Annotated in this window: 16 protein-coding genes; 10 read left to right on the top strand and 6 right to left on the bottom strand. The window is 71.4% G+C overall.

All coding sequences use genetic code 11. The features are described 5' to 3' along the window. Positions 1-199 precede the first annotated feature (199 nt). The 8 genes from AB0C12_RS42395 to AB0C12_RS42360 all read left to right on the top strand — a co-directional run bounded on the left by AB0C12_RS42395 (position 200) and on the right by AB0C12_RS42360 (position 7,200). Complete coding sequence (locus AB0C12_RS42395) at positions 200-757, top strand: universal stress protein (protein ID WP_360556721.1); 558 nt, start codon at positions 200-202, stop codon at positions 755-757. Positions 758-832: 75 nt separating this feature from the next. Beyond that, positions 833-1,408 (top strand): NADPH-dependent F420 reductase, encoded by a 576-nt coding sequence (locus tag AB0C12_RS42390; RefSeq protein ID WP_360556720.1) that lies wholly within the window; start codon positions 833-835, stop codon positions 1,406-1,408. A gap of 124 nt (positions 1,409-1,532) precedes the next feature. Beyond that, a complete protein-coding gene (locus AB0C12_RS42385) occupies positions 1,533-1,850 on the top strand; it encodes an NIPSNAP family protein (RefSeq protein ID WP_360556719.1) in 318 nt (105 codons plus the stop codon). Next, complete coding sequence (locus tag AB0C12_RS42380) at positions 1,847-3,529, top strand: CocE/NonD family hydrolase (protein ID WP_360556718.1); 1,683 nt, start codon at positions 1,847-1,849, stop codon at positions 3,527-3,529. Before AB0C12_RS42385 ends, AB0C12_RS42380 begins: the two co-directional genes overlap by 4 nt. Positions 3,530-3,600: 71 nt before the next feature. Continuing rightward, positions 3,601-4,800, top strand: a complete 1,200-nt coding sequence (locus AB0C12_RS42375) for an amidohydrolase family protein (protein ID WP_360556868.1) — start codon at positions 3,601-3,603, stop codon at positions 4,798-4,800. Beyond that, positions 4,773-5,537 (top strand): sulfite exporter TauE/SafE family protein, encoded by a 765-nt coding sequence (locus AB0C12_RS42370; RefSeq protein WP_360556717.1) that lies wholly within the window; start codon positions 4,773-4,775, stop codon positions 5,535-5,537. The genes AB0C12_RS42375 and AB0C12_RS42370 overlap by 28 nt, the downstream gene beginning before the upstream one ends. An 80-nt stretch (positions 5,538-5,617) precedes the next feature. Beyond that, a complete protein-coding gene (locus tag AB0C12_RS42365) occupies positions 5,618-6,124 on the top strand; it encodes a nuclear transport factor 2 family protein (RefSeq protein ID WP_360556715.1) in 507 nt (168 codons plus the stop codon). Next, a complete protein-coding gene (locus tag AB0C12_RS42360) occupies positions 6,112-7,200 on the top strand; it encodes an FAD-dependent monooxygenase (RefSeq protein WP_360556714.1) in 1,089 nt (362 codons plus the stop codon). The genes AB0C12_RS42365 and AB0C12_RS42360 overlap by 13 nt, the downstream gene beginning before the upstream one ends. Here AB0C12_RS42360 and AB0C12_RS42355 read toward each other — a convergent pair. Beyond that, positions 7,175-8,104 carry a LysR family transcriptional regulator gene (locus AB0C12_RS42355; RefSeq protein WP_360556712.1) on the bottom strand — a complete coding sequence of 310 codons (930 nt, stop codon included), beginning with the start codon at positions 8,102-8,104 and terminating at the stop codon, positions 7,175-7,177. The two genes, AB0C12_RS42360 and AB0C12_RS42355, sit on opposite strands and share 26 nt — an antisense overlap. 86 nt (positions 8,105-8,190) lie before the next feature. Between AB0C12_RS42355 and AB0C12_RS42350 the strand changes: the two genes are divergently transcribed. Further along, positions 8,191-9,087 (top strand): LysR family transcriptional regulator, encoded by an 897-nt coding sequence (locus tag AB0C12_RS42350; RefSeq protein WP_360556867.1) that lies wholly within the window; start codon positions 8,191-8,193, stop codon positions 9,085-9,087. On the opposite strand, the gene AB0C12_RS42345 is transcribed toward AB0C12_RS42350, so the two are convergent. Both AB0C12_RS42345 and AB0C12_RS42340 read right to left on the bottom strand, forming a co-directional pair. Then, on the bottom strand, positions 9,065-9,685 hold the full coding sequence (locus AB0C12_RS42345) for a DedA family protein (RefSeq protein ID WP_360556710.1): 621 nt from the start codon (positions 9,683-9,685) through the stop codon (positions 9,065-9,067). The two genes, AB0C12_RS42350 and AB0C12_RS42345, sit on opposite strands and share 23 nt — an antisense overlap. A gap of 138 nt (positions 9,686-9,823) precedes the next feature. Next, a complete protein-coding gene (locus AB0C12_RS42340) occupies positions 9,824-10,657 on the bottom strand; it encodes an NAD(P)H-binding protein (protein WP_360556709.1) in 834 nt (277 codons plus the stop codon). 63 nt (positions 10,658-10,720) lie between these two features. Here AB0C12_RS42340 and AB0C12_RS42335 point away from each other — a divergent pair, with 63 nt between their 5' ends. Further along, positions 10,721-11,311, top strand: coding sequence for a TetR family transcriptional regulator (locus AB0C12_RS42335; protein WP_360556707.1), 591 nt, complete (start codon positions 10,721-10,723; stop codon positions 11,309-11,311). A 3-nt stretch (positions 11,312-11,314) separates the two neighbouring features. Here AB0C12_RS42335 and AB0C12_RS42330 read toward each other — a convergent pair whose 3' ends face one another. The 3 genes from AB0C12_RS42330 to AB0C12_RS42320 all read right to left on the bottom strand — a co-directional run bounded on the left by AB0C12_RS42330 (position 11,315) and on the right by AB0C12_RS42320 (position 13,551). After that, positions 11,315-12,361, bottom strand: coding sequence for a hypothetical protein (locus tag AB0C12_RS42330; RefSeq protein ID WP_360556705.1), 1,047 nt, complete (start codon positions 12,359-12,361; stop codon positions 11,315-11,317). A 34-nt stretch (positions 12,362-12,395) separates the two neighbouring features. Further along, complete coding sequence (locus tag AB0C12_RS42325; protein WP_360556703.1) at positions 12,396-12,737, bottom strand: PadR family transcriptional regulator; 342 nt, start codon at positions 12,735-12,737, stop codon at positions 12,396-12,398. Between the two features lie 103 nt (positions 12,738-12,840). Then, on the bottom strand, positions 12,841-13,551 hold the full coding sequence (locus AB0C12_RS42320) for an alpha/beta hydrolase (RefSeq protein ID WP_360556701.1): 711 nt from the start codon (positions 13,549-13,551) through the stop codon (positions 12,841-12,843). Positions 13,552-13,565: the final 14 nt, after the last annotated feature.

The raw sequence follows: 13,565 nt of genomic DNA, 5'->3' as shown, positions 1-13,565 counted from the left end.
GGGGGGAAGGCCGGCGAACGCGCACCGGGGCGTTCGATGTCTCGGTGTGCCCGAGGGCGCTGCGACGGCGATCGGTCAGGTCCGACGCCTGGTCCGATGGTGACGCGGTCCGGACCACGCGGACATGCACGCCGCACGCAGCGACGGACGTTCCACTTTGCCGCGCGTCGGCAACCATCGCACGTCTCGAGGAGGGGCCATGTTCACGACCATCGCCTGGGCCACCGACGGTTCCGCGTCGGCGTCCGACGCACTGCCCGTCGCGGAGGGCCTCACCCGGGCCACCGGCGGCAAGCTGGTGATCATCCACGTCCAGGAGGTGACCATCAGCAGGTCCGGCTTTCTGGCCGAGGACAGCGCAGCCGTGCTCGACGGGCTGCACCGGACGGTCCGGCGGTTCCGGGACGACGGCATCGACGCCACCGTGCTGTCGTCCCGGACCACCACCCGCAACGTGCCGCGGAAGATCCTCGATCTGGTCAGCGCGGCGCGGGCCGACGTGCTCGTCATCGGCAACCGCGGGCACGGGCCGGTGTTCAACCTCCTGCTCGGCCGGACCGCCATCCGGCTGCTGCACGGCGCGTCGCTGCCGATCATCGCGGTGCCGTCCCGGTCCGCCACGCCATCGCTCGCGGAAGCCTCGATGTCCACCTGGATCGGTGTCCAGCCGGCGCAGCCCGGTCACCCGACCAGCCACCAGCACGCCGACCTCGCCGGTCGCAGCGGGGTGTCTCCCGTTACACCTCGGCCCAGGTAGTTGCAGCTTCAAGTAAATCAGCCTACGGTATTAGTTGTTGCTTCAAGTAAATTCACTTCACCGAGAGGAACGGTCATGGCGCACATCAGCATCATCGGCACCGGCAACATGGGCTCGGCGATCGCCGGCCTGGTCACCAAGGGCGGCAACACCGTCGAGGTGTTCAGCTCCTCCGACACCGGCAAGCCGGTCACCGGCGACATCGTCGTCCTGGCCGTCCCCCACGGGGCCGTGCCGGCCATTCTGGCCGAGCGCGCCGACCAGCTCGCCGGCAAGGTCGTCGTCGACATCACCAATCCTCTGAACTTCGAGACGTTCGACTCGTTGACCGTCGCCGCCGACTCCTCGGCCGCCGCCGACATCGCGCGCGCCCTGCCGCAGTCCCAGGTGCTCAAGGCGTTCAACACCAACTTCGCCGCCACCCTGGTCTCGGGGGCTGTCGGCTCGCTGCCGACCACCGTCCTGATCGCCGGCGACGACGCGGACGCCAAGGCCCTGCTGGCGGGTGTGATCACCACCGGTGGCCTGCGCGCCGTGGACGCGGGCGCCCTGAGCCGGGCCCGGGAGCTCGAAGCGATCGGCTTCCTGCAGCTCACCCTGGCCGCCGGCGAGAAGATCGCCTGGACCGGCGGCTTCGGCGTCGTCGCCTGATCGACCGCCGGCCGGCAGATTGCACGACGGTAAATCACCGGTTAACCAAAGGACATTGGAAACACGTCGAGCTCCCGGCTTAGCCTGGCCGCAAGGCAACCGGGAAGCCGAAAAGGAGCTTGGCGTGTTCTACGAGATTCGGCGGGAAACGGCGGTGCCGGGCCGCGGCCAGGAACTGGCCCGGTGGATGGAGGAGCAGGTCATTCCGGTGCACGAGGCCGCCGGAATGATTGTCGTAGGCGCGTTCACCGATACCGGCGACGAAGACGCTTTCGTCTGGATCCGCAGGTTCCGGGACGCGGAAGAACGCGAAGAAGTCGTCGCCCGGGTGCACCGGGATCCGCTTTTCGAAGCCGAGATCAGGCCGCGGCTCGGGCCTATTCTGGCCGGTGCGGCGGTCACCGTACGGCTGGCGCCGACCGCCTCCTCGAAACTCTCATGAGTCTGTCCATCGAGTCCGGTGTCGCCGTGCCGATGCGCGACGGCGTCACCCTGGCGACCGATCTGTGGCGACCGGCCGGGAACGGTCCGTGGCCGGTCCTGCTGACACGCACTCCGTACGGCCGGACCTCCACCGCCCACCTGGGCAATCCGAAGCTGCCCGACCTCCGGGTCCTGGCCGACCACGGCTACCTGGTGGCGGTCCAGGACGTACGCGGCACCGGGGACTCCCCCGGCCTGCTGGAACCGCACCGCTTCGATCAGAGCGACACCGTCGACACCCTGGCCTGGCTCGCCGGGCAGGTCTGGTGCGACGGCCGCGCGGGGATGTGGGGCGCCTCGTACATGGGCTTCCCGCAGTGGCAGGCGGCCACCCAGGCACCGCCGGTGCTGCGCGCGATCGCTCCCCTGATGACCTCGGCCGACCCGTACCGGGCCTGGCACTCGGCGCAGGGCGCGTTGGCGCAGGGCACGTTGCTCAACTGGTCGGCCCGCATGGCGATGGCCAACCTGTCACGCCAGGAGATTGACGGGCCCTCGGCCGAGATCCGGGGTGCGCTCGGCGATGCCGACCAGCTGATCGGCCGTCGCGACGCCATCGTCCGGGGCCTGCCCTGGCTCGGTGAGATGCTCGCCCACCCCGACTACGACGCCTACTGGCAGTCCCGGTCCGCGCTGGAACGCAGTGCGGCGATCACCGTTCCGGCGTTCAACCTGACCGGCTGGTACGACGTGTTCGCGCGGGAGGTCGTCCGCTCGTACACCACCATGCGCCGCAGCGGTGGCAGTACGGCGGCCCGGGAGGGGCAGCGGCTGGTCATCGGCCCGTGGGGTCACGGTGACGGTGCCGACCTCGGAGTCTTCCCGGACCGTTCGTTCGGGCTCGCCGGGTCCGTCAAGGCGGCGGCGATCACCCAGGCGCATCTGCGGTTCTTCGACCGGTGGGTGAAGGGTCACGACGACACCGGCACCGGCGCGCGGGTACGCATCTTCGTCATGGGCGTCGACCAGTGGCGCGACGAGGACGACTGGCCCCTGCCCGGCACCCGGTACGAGGACCACTTCCTGCACAGTGCGGGACGGGCCAACAGTTCCGCGGGCGACGGACGGCTGCACCGCACCCCCGCCGTCGAGGACCGCAGCGATTCGTTCTCCGACGATCCGCGCCACCCGGTCCCGACCGTGGGCGGAGCGACCCTCGGCGTCGACGGACTCGCCGGCCCCACCGATCAGGCTGACGTGGAGCTTCGGGACGACGTCCTCTGCTACACCGGCGAATCGCTCGAGGCGCCGCTGGAAGTCACCGGCCACGTCACCCTCACCGTGCACGTGTCCTCGACCGCGGCCGACACCGACGTCACCGGAAAGCTTGTCGACGTCTTCCCCGACGGGCGCGCGATCATCCTGTGCGAGGGCATCTGCCGGATGCGCTACCGGAGCTCGTTGCGCCGGCCGCAGCCGCTGGAGCCGGGCGAGATCGTCGAGGCGACGATCGAGCTGGGCGTGACCTCCAACGTCTTCCGGCCCGGACACCGCATCCGGCTCGAGGTCGCCGGCAGCGACTTCCCCCGATACGACCGCAACCCCACGGCCGGCGGCCGGGTCACCGTCAATCGCATCTTCCACGGACCGCGGCATCCCAGCCGGCTGACGGTGCCGGTGATCGCGAGGACCGCGTGAGCGGGCAGCGCATCGAGGCGGATCTGCTGATCCCCGGCCGCGGTGCGCCCGTCTCCGACGGTGTCGTCGTCATGGACGGCCCGGTCATCACCTACGCGGGCCCGCGCGGCGGTGCCCCGGCCGGATCCCCGGCGGCCGAGCCGGTCCGGGCCCGTACCGTCATGCCGGGCATGTGGGACTGCCACACGCACCTCAACGGGGGCCGTCCGGGCACCTTCGATTTCGCCCGGCTGGTGCAGGAGCATCCCGCGACCCGCGCCGCCCGGGGTGCGCAGAGCCTGCGCCGCGCGCTCGACGCCGGTGTCACGAGCATCCGGGAGCTCGGCGGGATGGGGTTGCACCTGGCTCCGGTGGTCGCCGAGGGTTTCGTGCCGGGCCCGGCGATCTACGCGGCGGGCTCGGTGCTGTCGGCCACCGGCGGCCACGGCGACATCCACACCCTGCCTACGGCATGGGTGCACGACTGCGGTCGCGCGGGCGCCGGCTTCCGGCTGGCGGACGGCGAGGCCGAGTGCGCCAAAGCGGTACGCGAGCAGCTCCGCCACAACGCCCGGATCATCAAGGTGTGCGCGTCCGGCGGCGTGCTCAGCGTCATCGACGATCCGGTCCATCAGGAGCTGACCGTCCGGGAGCTGCGCACCGTCGTGGAGGTCGCCGGGCTCGCCGAACGCAGCGTCGCGGCGCACTGCCACGGCAAGCCCGGGATCATGGCGGCGCTGGAGGCCGGCGTGCTGACCATCGAGCACGGCAGCTACCTCGACGACGAGGCGTGCGCGGCGATGACGGAGGCCGGGGCGATTCTGGTGCCCACCCTCACGATCGTCCGGGAGTTGCTGGACAGCGAGCTGCTGCCGCCGTACGCGATCCGGAAGTTGCGGGGAATCGCCCAGCTGCACCGGGAGAACATCGCCCGGGCCCATCGGGCCGGCGTGCGGATCGCGATGGGGTCGGACATCCAGAGCACCGGTGATGCCCCGGCCGCCTGGGGACGGCACGGGCGCGAGGCGGGATTGCTCCACGAGATCGGCATGGAGCCGCTGGAGGTGATCGAGGCCGCCACCGCCAACGGCCCGGCCACCCTGGGCCGGCAGGCGCCGCTCTCCGGGCAGCTGCGGCCGGGCTACGACGCGGACGTCGTGATCGTCGACGGCAACCCGCTGCGCGACGTCTCCCTGCTCGCGGACCCGTCCAGGATCTCGGCGGTCTGGCGGGCCGGCATCCCGGTGAAGGGCCGACAGCCACAGTGGATCTCGAACGCGTCCTCCTGCTGATCGTCGCCGGCGTCCTCGCGGGAGGGGTGAACGCGCTGGCCGGTGGCGGGTCCCTGATCACGTTCCCGGCCCTGGTCATGACCGGCCTGCCCGCGGTCCCGGCGAACGTCACGAACTCCGTGTCGGTCTTTCCCGGCTACCTGTCCAGCGTGCTGGGCAGCCGGGCCGACCTGGCCGGGCAGCGGCACCGGCTCCCGTGGGTGCTGCCCGCGTGTGTCGCCGGCTCGGCCGCGGGCTGCGCTCTGCTGCTGGCCACGCCCGCCCGCGCGTTCGAGCTCATCGTGCCGTTCCTGGTGCTGGCCGCGGCCGCGGCGCTGTTCTTCCAGGACCGGCTGCGCGACCTGGTCGGTCATCCGCGCGCGCTCGGCCCGCGCCGGCAGGTGATCACCCTGCCGGTCGTCGTCTTCGCCGGCGCGGTCTACGGCGGCTACTTCGGCGCCGCGATGGGCGTCATGTACGTGGCCGCGCTCGCCCTGGTCCTCGACGAGACGCTGAACCGCCTCAACGCCCTCAAGAACGTCCTGTCCGCCACCGTCGGCGCCGTCACCCTGCTGACCTTCGCATTGTTCGGCCCGGTCGACTGGCCGGTCGTGCTGGTCCTGGCCCCCTCGACGATCGTCGGCGGCTACGCGGGTGCGCTGCTGGCCCGGCGTCTGCCCACGCGCATTCTGAAAGCGCTCATCGTCACCTTCGGCACCGCCATCGGCCTCATTCTGCTGGTACGCGCACTCGCCTGATCGATTGCGTCCCGGTAAATCATTGCTTCACCATTTCGCATTGGCTATTGCCGCTGATGTTTCCTAGCGTTGTGCCCACGATGAACATCACCCCGCTCGACCACCTGCAGATCGCCGGAGTTGTCGCCGCTCTGGCCCACGCCCAGGACGACAAGGACTGGGAACGCTTCCGGCAATTGTTCGCCGACCGGGTGACGCTCGATCAGTCCGGACAGTCCGGCGCACCCGCCGAGGAACTGACGGCCGACGAGCTGACCGCGAAAGCCCGCACTGTGCTGGAGGGATTCGCCGCCACCCACCACGCGAGCTCCGACCTGCTCCTCGACGCGACCGGCGCGGGCGTGACCGGCCGGGCGCACATGGTCGCCTATCACCACCTTCCGACGCCGGGCGTCGACTTCTGCGTCATGCGCGGCTATTGGCGCCTGGAACTGATCAAAGGCCCGGAGCAATGGCTGATCCGGCGCTGGGCCATCGTGCGCACCGCGCCGTGGGAGGGCAATCCTGATCTGTACCGCATAGCCAGCAAGGGAAAGCACCGCGTCGTAGCAGTGAACGAGAAGGGATCGACCACATGCGGGCAATGATCGCCGGCGGCGGAATCGTCGGGCTCACCAGTGCCATCGCTCTGCAAGCCGCCGGCATCGACGCCGTCGTGCACGAGCAGGCCCCCGAGATCCGCGCCGCCGGGGCCGGGCTCGGGTTGTGGGCCAACGCGCTGGCCGTCTTCGACGAGCTCGGGCTGGGCCGGCAGCTCCGGGCCATCGGCCGGCCGGCCGAGATGTACTTCCGGGACCCGGCCGGCCGGCTCATCGACCCGCCCGGGTTCTCCCCGGACGACCACCGCTACCTGCTGGTGAACCGTCCGAAGCTGAACGCGTTGCTGGCCGAGGCGGTGGGCCACGACAACATCCGCCTGAACTCGCGCCTGGTCGGCTACGAGGAGACCGACACCGGCGTGACGGCCCACTTCGACGACCGGACCTCCGCCCAGGCGGACCTGCTCATCGGCGCGGACGGCGCCTACTCGGTCGTCCGGTCCCTGCTGGCGCCCGGCAGTGACGCGATCGAGCACCAGGGACACCACGCCTGGCGCTCGGTCGTCCCGCCACCCCCCGGGGTCACCGTCGACACGAGCGTCATCGTGCTGGGCGAGCAGCGCACCCGCGGCGGCTACGTGCCCACCGCCGACGGCACCGTGTACTGGCTGGTCAACCAGTTCGACGCGGATCCGCTGGCGGGCACGCCGAAGCAACAGGCCGCGGAACGGGCCGCTTTCCTGGACACCACGGGCTGGAACCCGGCCCTGCTGGCCCTGATCGAGTCGAGTCCCGACGACAAGATCCTGCACAACCAGATCATGCTCGTCCCGCCGTTGACCCAGTGGGTCTCGCACCGCGTCGCCCTGGTCGGCGATGCCGCGCACGCGCTGTCTCCGCACATCACCGCGGGTGCGTCGCTGGGCGTGGAGGATCCGCTGGTGCTGGCCCGGCTGCTCACCTCCACGCCGGAGATCCCGGCTGCGCTCGCCGCCTACCAGCGTGACCGGCTGCCGCACTACGCCCAGGTCAACGAGCTGTCCAGCAAGGTGGAGAACTCCGCGACCCCGGACGAGTTCGCCACCAACTACGTGGCCTTCACCCGCTGGATGCTGGGCCGGTAGCGGGCGTCGTCCGGCAGACCTCCGCCAGGGCGGCCCGGATCTGGTCACGGAGCCAGGCGTGCGCGGCGTCCGAATCGTTGCGCTGGTGCCACGTGCAGTTGATCGGGGCCGCCGGCACCGGCGCCGGCAGCGGACGGGTGATCAGGCCGAAGCTCTCGACGACCGGACGGCTGATCAGCGCGGTGGTGGTGACCAGCATGTCGCTGCGGCTCGCGATGCGCAGGGCCATCGTGAGACTCGCGACGGTGGCGACGACCCGGCGGCCCAGGCCCTCGGCGGCGAGCAGGTCGTCGATCGGGTCGGTCAGCCGCCCCCGGCGGGAGACGAGCACGTGCTGCTCGGCCGCGTACGAGGACAGGTCGAGGCTCTTGCCGCAGGGATGATCCGGGCGCATGACGACGATCAGGGAGTCGTGGCCGAGGGTCTCGGACCGGAACTCGGGCAGGCTCGGGCGGCCGGTGCCGAGCTCCAGGTCCACCTGGCCCTGCCGCAGGCCGCCGGTGTCGACGGTGCTCTCGCCCAGGATCCTCAGCCGTACGCGGGGCGCCAGCGCGTGGATCCCGGCGACCAGCACGGGCGCCAGCGAGGTGGCGAGGGCGTCGTTGCACTGAACGGTGAAGATCCGGTCCAGGGTCGCCGGCTCCACCTCGCGGCGCGGCGTGAGCACGTCGTGAGCCTGCCGGATCAGGTGGCGGACGTCGTCGCGGATCGCCAGCGCGTACGGCGTGGGCGTCATCGAGCGGCCGGTGCGTACCAGGATGTCGTCGCCGGTGAGCTTGCGGAGGCGCCCCAGCGTCCGGCTGACCGCCGGCGACGACAGGTGCAGCCGCTCCGCCGCGCCCATCACGCTGCGCTCCTCGAGCAGGGCGTCCAGCGCGGTGAGCAGATTCAGATCCACGGACATGCGACCGACGCTAGGACAGCCTCGTAGTTATCACCAATGCATCTTTGGTATCGGGCCATTCCACCTGTGATAATCCGGAAGTGGAAATGCTGGACATGAACCTGATGGTGGCGCTCGACGCGCTGCTGACGGAGAACAGTGTCACCGCCGCCGCGGCCCGGCTGCACACCTCGCCGCCGGCCATGAGCAGATCGCTGGCCCGGCTGCGCCGCCTGCTGGGCGACCCCCTGCTGGTCCGGGCCGGACGCGACATGGTGCCCACCCGCCGCGCGCTCGAACTGCGCGGCGAGGTGCACGACGTGATGCAGCGGGCCCGGGTGCTCTTCGAACCCTCGCCGGCAAGCGATCCGGCCCACACGGTACGCATCTTCGACCTGCGCATGTCCGACATCTTCTCGATGACGGTGACCGCGCAACTCATCACCGACGTCCGCGCCGAGGCACCGGGCATCACCCTGCGGCTGCGACCGGAGGGCATCGACGACACCGGGATGCGCGACGGCCTGATCGATCTCGACGTCGGCATCCTCGGCCGGCACGATCCCGAGGTGCACAGCGAGCCCCTGTTCACCGAGACGCTGGTCGGCGTGGTCCGGCCGGAGCATCCGCTGGCGCGCCGGGCGAAGGTGACGGTCCGGCAGTTCGCCGCGGCCGACCACGTCGCCGTCTCCCGCCGCGGCCGGCGGCGCGGACCGATCGACGACCGCCTCGACGAGCTCGGGCTCACCCGCAAGGTCGTCGCCGTGGTGCCGACCTATGCGGCGTCGCTGTTCCTGGCCCGCGCGACCGACGTCGTCTGCATCGCGCCGGCCCGCGCCGGGCGCGACACCGTCACCGCGCTCGGGCTGCACACCTTCGAGCTGCCGCTGAGCCTGCCGGCCCCGACGATCGGGATGGCCTGGCATCCCCGCAACGACAGCGACCGTACGCACCAGTGGCTCCGCGACCGCATCCGCCGGGTCATCGCTCCGGGACGTCCGTGACCCCGCTCCGGCGGATGCTCGCACGCCGGATCAGCTCCAGCGCACCGGACAGCAGCACCGCGAGCCCCAGTCCCACCCCGAAGGCCAGCAACGCGTTGTCCTGGAAGAGCACACCACCGACATAGCCCGTCAGCACGGTGTAGGCGCTCCAGGCCGTACCGCCGATGATCGTGAACAGCACGTAGTTGCGGTAGTCGTACCGGACCGTGCCCGCGGTGATGGTCACGAGGTACCGCCCGACCGGGATGAACCGGGTGCTCACCAGAATGAACCCGCCGCGCGTGTGCAGATGCCGGCTGACCCAGTCATGGGTGGCCCGCCGTCTGGTGCCCGGCGGCAGCCGCTTCTCCAGGGCGAGACTCAACCGCCGGCCGAACGCGTACGGGATCTGGTCGCCCAGGAAGGCACCGAGCGCGGTGGCCGCGATGACCAGCGTCAGGCTGGTGACCCCGGTGGCGGCCAGCACGCCGGCGATGATGATGACGGGTTCGCTGGGGATCAACGGCAGGAACGAGTCGAGCAGGGACACCGACAGCAGAATCAGGTACAGCCAGGAGGACGACGCCAGCGACTCGGTGAGCCCGACCCAGTCGATCACGGCAGTTCCTCCTCCGCTCCCACCGGCACCGGCGAAACCGCGCGTCCCGGCCCGGCTTCCGGATCCGAAGCTAGGAAAGAACAGCGGTCATCACCAGTGCGCAGTTGGTACGGAGTCCTTGCGCTCCGCGGAATCCGGTCAGCGGAAATCGTCGGCGTGGTCGCGGGCCCATTCGGCGAACGTCAGCGCGGGCCGGCCCAGCAGCTCAGGCACCGCGTCAACGGCCACGTCCGCGGGCAGCTGCGGGACGCTGCCGCCGGCCCGAAGCACCATCTCGACCAGCGGCGCCGGCAACTGCGTCAGCAGATCGGCCCGGTACGTCTCGACGTCCACCTCCGCCAGCCGCACCGGCTCGCCGATCGCCTCGGCGACAGCGGCGACCTGCTCGCGAATGGTCACCGGCCCCGGCCCCAGCACCGGATAGGCCGCGTTCCCGGCGTCGGCCAGCAAGGCCCGCGCGGCCACCGCGGCGATGTCACGTTCGTGGACCGGCGCGGTCGTCGCGTCCGGGAATGCCGTCCGCAGCACGCGCTCGTGCCGGATCGACCGCCAGCGCAGCGAATTGGTGGCGAAGTAGCCCGGTCGCACAAAGGTCCGGGCGAGCCCGGCCTCGTCCAGGGCGCGCTCCACCGCGAGGTGCCGCGCCGCGATCGGATGGGACGCCGGTTCCGGCGCCATCACCGTGTAGGACGACAGCAGGACCACGTGCTCGACGCCGGCCCGGCGGGCTGCTGCCGCGAACTCCGGCGCGGTCTCCGGATGGGCGTACAGAAAGACCTTGCGCACGCCGGCCAGAGCCCGCGGCAGCGTCGCCGGATCGTCCAGGTCGGCCGGCACCACCTCGACACCCGGCGGGAAGTCGCCCGGCCTCGGGGTACGGCTGGACGCGCGGACTCGCACTCCCGCCGCCACCAACTCGTTCAGCACCGCGGCGCCGACATGTCCACGGGCACCGGTCACCAGAATGGTCATGGTTTCAGTCTACAGAATCTGAAACCTGTAACAAGACGCGGTGCGGCTCGGTATGCTCAGGCGATGCGGACGAGCGGCCCCCTGGATGCCGAGGCGATCCTGTCGGCCACCGAGGAAGTGCTGCGCCGCCACGGGCCGGCCAAGGCGACGGTCGTCGACGTCGGTAAGGCCCTCGGGGTCAGCCATGCCGCCGTCTACAAGCACTTCCCGTCCAAGACGGCGCTGCGCGAGGCGGTCGCCCGGCGCTGGCTCAACCGCGATCGTGATGCCCTGGCGGCCATCTCACGCGACCCGGCGGTCGCACCGCCCCAGCGGCTGCGCTCCTGGCTCGCCGCCCTGCTGGCCGCGAAACGGGCCAAGGCGCACGACGATCCGGAGCTGTTCGCCGCCTACAAGATTCTGGTCACCGAGGACAGCACCGCGGCGGTCGACCACGTGGCCGACCTCCTGGGCCAGCTCGAAGCCATCCTCGCCGACGGCATGGCCGACGGCTCGTTCGGCGGTGCCGACCCGGCCGGGACCGCCCGGGCCGTCTTCACCGCCACCACCCACTTCCACCACCCCGGCCTGGCGAGCGGATGGACGGCCCCGGGCATCGAGCACGAGCTCGACGTCGTCTGCACCCTGATCCTCGAAGGGCTGGCCGCGCGGTAGGGCTCAGGCCGTGGTGGACGTGCGCGCGGTCGCGGGTCGGGGCCAGGCGCAGGTGACGATGACGGCCAGGATCGGCAGCAGGGACAGGATGGCCAGCGGCTCGGCCCCGTAGATCACGAAGCCGCCCCAGTACACCGAGGGCCCGGTGCCGTTGCGGTTGGTGTTGGCCAGCAGCGAGCCGGTCGAGGTCGGGATGTTGCCCAGGCACGCCGGGGTGAGCAGCAGCAGCGTGGCGACGCAGAGCCCCGAGTAGGCCCGCTGCCGGCCCCGGCCGTAGCGGCGCACGCGGATCGAGGTGACCAGCCCGAACAGGGCGCCGAGCAGGGCGCCGGCCAGTCCGCCGAGGATGGTGTCGCGCCGGTGGCCGGGCGGCTCGGCCCACATCAGGTCGAAGCTCAGGTCCGGGGTGATCTGCACTGCGGCGAGATATCCGGCGCGTGTGCCGGTCACCTCGACGCTCACCGGTGGCGAGGTGCCGTTACGCACGACCTTGGTGCGCACGTCGCGCCAACCCTGGGCGTTCAGCTGCTGCCGCACGGCCGCAGCGACCTGCTCCGGGCCGCCGGGCGGCGGCACGGTGCCGGTCACCGAGGTCCTGCCGACCCGTACGCCGGTGCCACCGTGCAGGCTGTTGTTGCTGTACGGGTTCCAGAAGGTGCTCCGCCCGTAGTTGTCGGCGGCGTCCCCGAAGGCGCCCGGCAGCACCGCATGCGCGAAGCTGACCGCGGTGGCCCGGTCCGGCGCCATCCTGTCCACGTCGCGCCAGGCCAGCCACGAACCGAGCGCGATGCCGCTGAGCCCACCGAGCACCGCAGCGACTGCCGCGACCACGAAAGCCCGGCGCCCGGCCTCGGCGACGCGCCGGCCGAGTCCGTGCCGCAGCAACAGGGCCGCCTCGCGGGCGGGCGGACGGGATCGGCCGGGATCAGCGGCGTCGAGCAGCGTCGCGAGGATCTCCGGGCCGCGCTCGCGCCGGTAGGCCCGGGGGTACGCCAGCAGCCACCGGCGGTATCGGCGAGCCAGCAGCGTGGTCCGGAGGTCGTCGGGCATGTCGGTCCCTTCGGGGTGTCCGCCGTTCGCGTCGTCAGGCGGGGCGGGGGGCACCGGCGGGACCCGCACCGCGCAGCCGCTGAGCCACCATCCGGGCGTCGCGGCGCATCTGCTCGGCCTCGGCGGCCAGCGCGGCGGTGCCCGCAACGGTCAGCCGGTAGTAGCGGCGGAGCCGGCCCTCGACGGTCTCCTCGTGGTCGACCTCGATCAGGCCCTCGTCGGTGAGCCGGTCGAGCGCCGCGTACAGCGTGCCGGCGGCGAGGTGCACGCTGTCCGCCGACAGCCGCTCCACTTCCTTGATCACCGCGTACCCGTGGAGCGGGCCGAGGGCGAGCGCCGACAGGATCAGAAAGCTCGGTCTCCGCAGGCCCGCCATGGCGGCCAATATACAGTTGATCGAGCTATTGGCGATAGCCCTGACACGCCACGGCGGCGGCACCCACCGGGGATGCCGCCGCCGCTGATCGGCGGACCGCCCGTCAGCGAGCGCCGCCGGCGGCGTTCTGCGCCGCGGTGGCGATGACGTCGGAGACGACGCCGGACTGCGTCAGGTACAGGGCGTGGCTGGCCGGGACGGTGGTGATCGTCGCGCCGGCGCGCTTGGCCATGTGCTGGAGCATGGCCTGATCGAACGCCCGGTCCTCCGTCGCGATGACCGCCCAGCTCGGCTTGTCGCGCCAGGCGGCGTTCTTCACCGGCGTGCCGAACACCGCCATGTTGATGGGCACCTGGGCGTCGCGCAGGAACGCGGCCTCGGCGTCGCTGGTGTCCGCCGCGAAGCCGGCCTTGAACTTGTCGTGGTCGAGGAAGCCGTATCCGTCCGCGCCCACGTCGATGACGAAGTCGGGCGTCGGGCCGAAGCCCTCGTACTGCTGGGCGGTGGTCTCGCCCGCGTCGGGGGCCAGCGCCGACACGTAGACCAGCCCGGCGACGCTCGGGTGCAGGCCGGCCTCGGTGATGACCGTGCCGCCCCAGGAATGGCCGACCAGAATGGCGGGGCCGTTCTGCCGGTCGAGCACCCTCGTGGTCGCCGCGACGTCGTCCGCCAGCGAGGTGAGCGGAATCTGCACGATTGAGACCCGGTAGCCCCGGGCGGTCAGCTTGTCGTGGACGCCGCGCCAGCCCGAGCCGTCGGCGAACGCGCCGTGCACCAGCACGACGTTCTTGATCTCCTGACCGGTGGTGCTCATGAGGCTCTTCCTTC

Origin of the sequence: Actinoplanes sp. NPDC048967, from assembly GCF_040649415.1 — a bacterium.
In the GTDB taxonomy this organism is placed as follows: domain Bacteria; phylum Actinomycetota; class Actinomycetes; order Mycobacteriales; family Micromonosporaceae; genus Actinoplanes.
The sequence above is the reverse complement of the archived record's forward strand: the minus strand, read 5'-3'. Positions and strand labels throughout refer to the sequence as shown.

Coding starts and splice junctions, on each gene's coding strand:
- AB0C12_RS42395 (WP_360556721.1), top strand. CDS start 200: ATGTTCACGACCATCGCCTGGGCCACCGACGGTTCCGCGTCGGCGTCC.
- AB0C12_RS42390 (WP_360556720.1), top strand. CDS start 833: ATGGCGCACATCAGCATCATCGGCACCGGCAACATGGGCTCGGCGATC.
- AB0C12_RS42380 (WP_360556718.1), top strand. CDS start 1,847: ATGAGTCTGTCCATCGAGTCCGGTGTCGCCGTGCCGATGCGCGACGGC.
- AB0C12_RS42375 (WP_360556868.1), top strand. CDS start 3,601: ATGGACGGCCCGGTCATCACCTACGCGGGCCCGCGCGGCGGTGCCCCG.
- AB0C12_RS42365 (WP_360556715.1), top strand. CDS start 5,618: ATGAACATCACCCCGCTCGACCACCTGCAGATCGCCGGAGTTGTCGCC.
- AB0C12_RS42360 (WP_360556714.1), top strand. CDS start 6,112: ATGCGGGCAATGATCGCCGGCGGCGGAATCGTCGGGCTCACCAGTGCC.
- AB0C12_RS42355 (WP_360556712.1), bottom strand. CDS start 8,104: ATGTCCGTGGATCTGAATCTGCTCACCGCGCTGGACGCCCTGCTCGAG.
- AB0C12_RS42350 (WP_360556867.1), top strand. CDS start 8,191: ATGCTGGACATGAACCTGATGGTGGCGCTCGACGCGCTGCTGACGGAG.
- AB0C12_RS42340 (WP_360556709.1), bottom strand. CDS start 10,657: ATGACCATTCTGGTGACCGGTGCCCGTGGACATGTCGGCGCCGCGGTG.
- AB0C12_RS42335 (WP_360556707.1), top strand. CDS start 10,721: ATGCGGACGAGCGGCCCCCTGGATGCCGAGGCGATCCTGTCGGCCACC.
- AB0C12_RS42330 (WP_360556705.1), bottom strand. CDS start 12,361: ATGCCCGACGACCTCCGGACCACGCTGCTGGCTCGCCGATACCGCCGG.
- AB0C12_RS42325 (WP_360556703.1), bottom strand. CDS start 12,737: ATGGCGGGCCTGCGGAGACCGAGCTTTCTGATCCTGTCGGCGCTCGCC.
- AB0C12_RS42320 (WP_360556701.1), bottom strand. CDS start 13,551: ATGAGCACCACCGGTCAGGAGATCAAGAACGTCGTGCTGGTGCACGGC.